Below are 5,796 nucleotides of genomic sequence, written 5' to 3'. Positions count from 1 at the left end.
TCTGTCGTCCGTGATTTCTTCGAATGTTTCCTTCAATGTCATTTTTACTACCCGAAGTTATTTTATCATCTCGCCTAATCTTTAAATACAATACTTGTTAAGAATTCAATTGCAGAGTGCTTTTGATGCGGATGCCCTGTTGCCGCCGATTGTTGCGCTTGCCCAAGAGACCATTTCGCTGTCACCGTGCTCGGCCATTACGAAGGCTTCCACACTTTTTGCGTCGAGATTGTACATTTTTGAGAGTTCACAGCAGAGCCGGGCTGTGTCGAGTGTTGTGCCGGTTCCGATTATGCGGTTTTTTGGCAGGCGGGAGAGCTTCCAGATGTAGTACGCCATGATATCCACCGGGTTTGAGATGACTACGAAAACTCCGTCGAATCCGTTTGACATTACGCTTTCCACGATGTTTTTGATGATTTTCATGCTGGGGCTGAGCATTTCAAGCCTGTTGTGCGAGTCTTTTGGCATTGGCGCGCTTGCTGTGATTACTACGACGTCCGCATCACGGCAATCTGAGTAGTCTCCTGCCTTAATCGACATGTTTCTGTTCATGAAGTAGATTGAATGCTGCATGTCCATTGCTTCGGCGATTGCTTTTTCTTTGTTCACATCAATCAAAACTACTTCTTCGCAAATTCCCTGATTGAGGATGCTGTATGCTGTTGTTGCGCCGACATTTCCAACGCCGATGATTACGACTTTTGAATCTTTGAAACTCATTTTGTGCCTCGTTTGTTTTTTTCGTTAGGACAAATGTTGAGTTTTGCAAATTTTAGGATAATCACAAAAAACAGCTCTCGGCGGGAACATGTCACTGAAATCCACGGTTGTGCGAAATTGGAAATTAGACTCGCTTCGCTCGCTCGCACAAAGTGGATTCGTGCCATAACCAAACAAGCACAACAACGCCAGTGCTTGCCGCCTCCGCTTGTTTTTGCACTGTTCAGCAAATGCAAAACTCAACATTTTTCCATTCTATGCCTATAAAGCCGTCGAGTGGCGAGTTTTGAACTTATCAAATATGGCAAAAAACGGCGCGAAGGAGTGAAACGGCTTACGAAAACACTCAGTTTGTGCTGCCGCGTAAGCGGCAAATGTATATAGTTACAAGCACAAACTGCGTGTAGCAGGCTAGCCTGCGGTTTCGATAAGCCGTTTCCACGACCGGAAGCCGTTTTTTAACACAGTCAGTAAATTTCAAAACTCGCCATTAGACCAAGTATAAACTATCACTTTTGTTTTCTTTTTTCTATTATTTCTGGCAAAATCTGTGCGAGGACGACGGCGGTAAAAATCAGTGCGCAGCCGAATCCCATTCTCAGGGTAAGTTTTTCGCCCAGAAGAATCACGCTGAAAATTACGCCGAAAACGCTCTCAAATGAAAGCAAAAGTGAAGCCCATGTTGAGGGAAGATATTTCAATCCGACATTCTGGAAAATGAAGCACATCATCGTTGCAAAAAATCCGAGGTAAACCATTGATAGAATTACGCGGGAATTTTGAATTTGCTCAATCGGGAAAGCTCCGTCATAAAACGGTGCGAAAATCCATGAAAAAATCGTGACTGCAAAAAATTGAAGCAAGGTGAGCAGAATCGGGTCGTGATATTTGTCATATTTTGATGTGAAAATGATGTGAGTCGCATAAAAAATTCCGCAAATCAGTGTGAGAATATCTCCGATATTGACGGCTCCTGTGTCACCGGTTCCAAGCGCGAGCATACCGATTCCTGTGACGGACATTATCGCGCACAAAAAAACATACCATGCGGGGCGGCGGCGGTCGATTATCCATAAAAACACTGGAATAAAGAATACATAAATCGTGGTGAGAAAGGCGTTTTTGCCGGCGGTGGTGTAATTGCAGCCGATTGTCTGCACGAGATAGGCGATAAACAGATAAAGACCAAGAATTAAGCCGTGGAAGCAGGTTTTTCTGGTGATGTTTTTTAATTTTCTTCCATATAGAATGGCAAGAGCAGCAGCGGCTATTGTGAAACGAAACGCCATCATCCAGACTGCACCGATATAGTCGAGGCTGTCTTTTACGACAACGAAGCCGAATCCCCAGATCGCGGCAGCAAGAAGAAGAGCAATTGAAGAAGCAAGAGAAGTGATTTTTTTAGTCATGCAGAAGATAATATATGGAAAAAAACTTGTTTTCAAGTTAATGCGCTAGGGATTGTAGCCCCGAAGTAGCCGCAGGCTATGAGCGCGAGCGAAGGGCGAAAAGCCTGACCCGAAGGGGAGCGCCCCCCATTTGCAAAAAGTTTTGATTTGTGTTACTATTCACAGTAACAAGGAGCTTGAAATGAAAGAACTTTCTAAGTTGATGGATTTCCGACCAAGCATTAAGGTCGTTGATGCCACTTTGCGTGATGGTGGTTTGGTTAATGATTTTTATTTCCCGGAAGGATTTGAAAAGGCTCTTTATGAGGCAAATCTTAAGGCCGGCGTTGATTATATGGAATTCGGCTATCGTGCCGACAAGGAAATGTTCGATGTGAACAAATTCGGGCCGTGCAAATTCTCTAGCGATGACTTTATCCGCTCTGTTGTCGGTGAGAATGATACTGATTTGAAGATTGCGATTATGACTGATGTTGGTCGCTGTAATTACAAACAGGACATTCAGGAAAAGGCAAACAGCCCGGTTGATTTGATTCGGGTCGCAACATACACTCACCAGATGCCTGGCGCGCTCGATATGATTGAAGACGCAAAGAAAAAGGGCTATGAAGTCAGTTGCAATATCATGGCTATTTCTAACGCACAGGAAAGTGATTTGAAGGTTGCTCTTGATTTGCTCGGAAAATCTCCTGTTGACATCATTTATATCGTTGACAGCTACGGCTCTCTTTACCCGGAGCAGATTGCCCGAATCGCTGACCTTTACGGTGAATTCGCCACAAAATACGGCAAAAAACTTGGTATGCATGCTCACGACAACCAGAAGCTTGCTTTCGCAAATACAATCGAAGCTGCTGGCGATGGCGTTGATTACCTCGATGCGACTTATGCCGCTATGGGCCGAGGGGCAGGTAACTGTGCGATGGAACTTCTCATGGGATTTTTGAAAAACCCGAAATTCAAGCTCCTTCCTGTAATCAAATTCGTTGAAGAGCACATGAATCCGCTCAAAGAATCTGGCGTTGCATGGGGCTACGATTTGCAGTATCTCTTGACCGGCGTTTTCAACCAGCATCCGAGAAGCGCCATCCAGTTCACAAAAGACAAGCGCAAGAACTACAGCGACTTCTACATGGAAGTAACAAGCCAGGAATAATTTAGAACTTCCCTTTATAATGCAGGAGGTCGTTTTGATTCATTTCAATGACCTCCTGTTTTTTTCTAAAATCTCTTAAATCTCTTAAATCTCTTAAATCTCTAGAATTAGGCAAAGCTGGCTTAAAAAAAAACTTGAAATTTTCCATAAACAAGTTATACTATCATTAAGGTTGTTTAATTTTCCCTCTTCTTATGCTGAACGTATAAATTACTTGGTTCTCGAAAAAACTTATGGAGGATTTATGAAGCGTTTTGCTTATTTGTACGCTATTTTTGCGTTTTCCATTCTATTTATTTCTTGTTTTAATGAACAAAATTCCGGCACTTTTTTAGTCTTTTCGTCAAATGCTCGTGCTGCAAATGCCTCTGTGAAAAATCTTACAAACATCACACTAAAAGGTGAATCTTCTGATGGCGATAAGTTGGAATATTTTTGGGAAAGCTATGAGCCCTTTATTTCTTCAAGGATTGAATTGAATCCGGGTCTTTGGGATTTTACTCTTCGAGCCTTTATTGAAGAAGTTGAATATGAAGCAAATGTGCAGGCAGAAATTCAGGCTGAAAGAGAAAATCATGTGAAATTCATTCTTAAGGCTCTTTCTTCTGAATCTGGTGAAGGTGAGTCTGTTAGCGAACCTGAGTCTGTTAACGAACCTGAGTCTGTTAACGAACCTGAGTCTGTTAACGAACCTGAGGAAATCAACACGATTTATGTTAGTAAAGAAGGCTCAGAAGAAAATAGTGGCATTTCCATAGACTCCCCTCGTGATTCAATTGATTCTGCAATCGCTGTCATCAAGAATTTGAATAAAAAAATCGACTGGACAATCTCTATCAGTGGCGAAGTTTGTGGTACGCATATCATAGATATTCCTGATTCTTACATGTCTTCACTTACAATTACAGGTGGCTCTGGTGCAGAATCTGACATTCTTAACGGTAATGAAGAAGGAACTGTTCTCAGCATATCAACAAGCGTTCCTGTCATAATCAAAAATCTCAAAATCACAGGCGGAAAAACAAGTGGTTCAGGCGGTGGCTTAAATATAGGAAGTTCTGCGAGCGTTACATTGGCAGACGGAGCTGTTATAGCAGGAAATACAGCCAGCAGCGGCGGCGGTGTATACAATGAAGGTAAACTCTTTATGTATGGAAGTGCAGTTATTGGAGACGCAAATGCAACATCTGTAGCGACATCTAGCAATTATGCAAACAAGGCTTTACAAAATGGAGCCGGAATTTATTCTCCAAGTGGTTCAATTTATTTAGGATATAGTAATGAATCTACCAAAACGCCTCTCTCTGGAGGAATATATTACAATTACAGTTCTGGTAGCAGTTGGAGTTCTGGTGCAGGTATTTGTGGAGAAAGTGGTTCATACATATATATGGATAGCGGAAATATCAGATACAATACGATTGATAACAGAATGGGTGGCGGTATTGCTTTCTATGGGACTTTTACTATGTCTGGCGGAAGTATAAGTTATAATAAAACTGCTGTAGTAAGTGGTACCGAAAGTGGTGGCGGAATTCGTGTTGGTGGAACTTTTACAATGAGTAATGGAAGTATAAATAATAACTCTGCTGAAAGTACTGGAGCAGGTGTATGTGTTGCTGAAAATGGTTCTTTCACCATGACAGGAGGTATAATTAAAGACAATGAAAGTACATCAGATGCAAACATTCATATCGAAAGAGAGTCTCCAACTATCATAATCAATGGTAATCAAGTTACTGATTTATCTAGCTACAACACCTCTGGAATAGTACTTTAGCTTCTAAAAGCCAAAGTACAAGAAATAAACTTTGTACCAAACAAAAAACTCCACCCGAACGAGTGGAGTAAATGCCCCGCACGGATGCGGGGGAGAAGCAAAGAGAGAAAATTCAAACGGCAAAGTCAACGATTTTTGCCGTGTTTGTCTTTGGGTGAACGCAAGAAAATCTAAAATCAGAAAGATTTTCTTGTTTGAATTTTCTCGTTAGATAAAAAATTACAGGATGTAATTTTTTATCTTTGAATTCGTCCAGAGCCGTCGCCGCCTGCGAGCTTGTTAACTTCGTCCTCAGAAACCATGTTGTAGTCTCCGATGATTGAGTGTTTCAAGCAAGATGCTGCAACTGCCCAGTTGATAGAATCCTGTGTGTTCATGCCTTTGAGCTGTGAGTGGATGAGACCACCGCCGAATGAATCACCGCCACCTACGCGGTCAACAATCCACATCTCGTATTTCTTTGAGAATGCGTAGTCTTTGTCGTCGACGTAGAGAAGAGCCTGCCAGTCGTTGCGGTTAGCGTTGATTGAAGAGCGGAGTGTGATTGCAACTTTTTTGAAGCCGAATTTTTCTTTGAGCTGGCGTGCAACTGAAACGTAACCGTCGTTGTTGAGTTCGCCCTTTGTTGTGTCTGTTCCCTCAGATTTGATTCCGAATACGTCGTTTGCGTCATCCTCGTTAGAGATACAAACATCAACGTATTTACAGATTTCTGTCATGGCTTTGCG

General features: G+C 42.2%; 5 protein-coding genes. 2 read left to right on the top strand and 3 right to left on the bottom strand.

Going from position 1 to position 5,796, the window contains the following annotated elements:
* Nucleotides 1–105: 105 nt before the first annotated feature.
* Nucleotides 106–723 (bottom strand): lactate/malate family dehydrogenase, encoded by a 618-nt coding sequence (locus tag IJJ71_RS05215; RefSeq protein ID WP_296845738.1) that lies wholly within the window; start codon nt 721–723, stop codon nt 106–108.
* 509 nt (nt 724–1,232) lie between these two features.
* The gene (locus IJJ71_RS05210; RefSeq protein ID WP_296845737.1) at nt 1,233–2,132 is read right to left on the bottom strand and encodes a DMT family transporter; all 900 of its coding nucleotides are present in this window, start codon (nt 2,130–2,132) and stop codon (nt 1,233–1,235) included.
* A gap of 181 nt (nt 2,133–2,313) precedes the next feature.
* On the opposite strand from IJJ71_RS05210, the gene IJJ71_RS05205 reads away from it, so the two are divergent.
* Together IJJ71_RS05205 and IJJ71_RS05200 are read left to right on the top strand one after the other, a co-directional pair.
* Nucleotides 2,314–3,288, top strand: coding sequence for an aldolase catalytic domain-containing protein (locus tag IJJ71_RS05205; protein WP_296845736.1), 975 nt, complete (start codon nt 2,314–2,316; stop codon nt 3,286–3,288).
* Between the two features lie 244 nt (nt 3,289–3,532).
* On the top strand, nt 3,533–5,068 hold the full coding sequence (locus tag IJJ71_RS05200; protein ID WP_296845735.1) for an autotransporter outer membrane beta-barrel domain-containing protein: 1,536 nt from the start codon (nt 3,533–3,535) through the stop codon (nt 5,066–5,068).
* Between the two features lie 236 nt (nt 5,069–5,304).
* Here the strand turns inward: IJJ71_RS05200 and IJJ71_RS05195 are convergent.
* A partial coding sequence (locus IJJ71_RS05195; RefSeq protein ID WP_296845734.1) for a PfkB family carbohydrate kinase occupies nt 5,305–5,796 on the bottom strand: 492 nt, incomplete at its 5' end.

This window comes from Treponema sp. (assembly GCF_017430385.1).
GTDB lineage: Bacteria > Spirochaetota > Spirochaetia > Treponematales > Treponemataceae > Treponema_D.
This window is presented reverse-complemented; position numbering and strand designations above follow the sequence as displayed.

What these genes read in the sequence shown, in the direction of transcription:
- IJJ71_RS05205 (WP_296845736.1), top strand. Translation starts at nt 2,314, where the DNA reads ATGAAAGAACTTTCTAAGTTGATGGATTTCCGACCAAGCATTAAGGTC.
- IJJ71_RS05215 (WP_296845738.1), bottom strand. Translation starts at nt 723, where the DNA reads ATGAGTTTCAAAGATTCAAAAGTCGTAATCATCGGCGTTGGAAATGTC.
- IJJ71_RS05210 (WP_296845737.1), bottom strand. Translation starts at nt 2,132, where the DNA reads ATGACTAAAAAAATCACTTCTCTTGCTTCTTCAATTGCTCTTCTTCTT.
- IJJ71_RS05200 (WP_296845735.1), top strand. Translation starts at nt 3,533, where the DNA reads ATGAAGCGTTTTGCTTATTTGTACGCTATTTTTGCGTTTTCCATTCTA.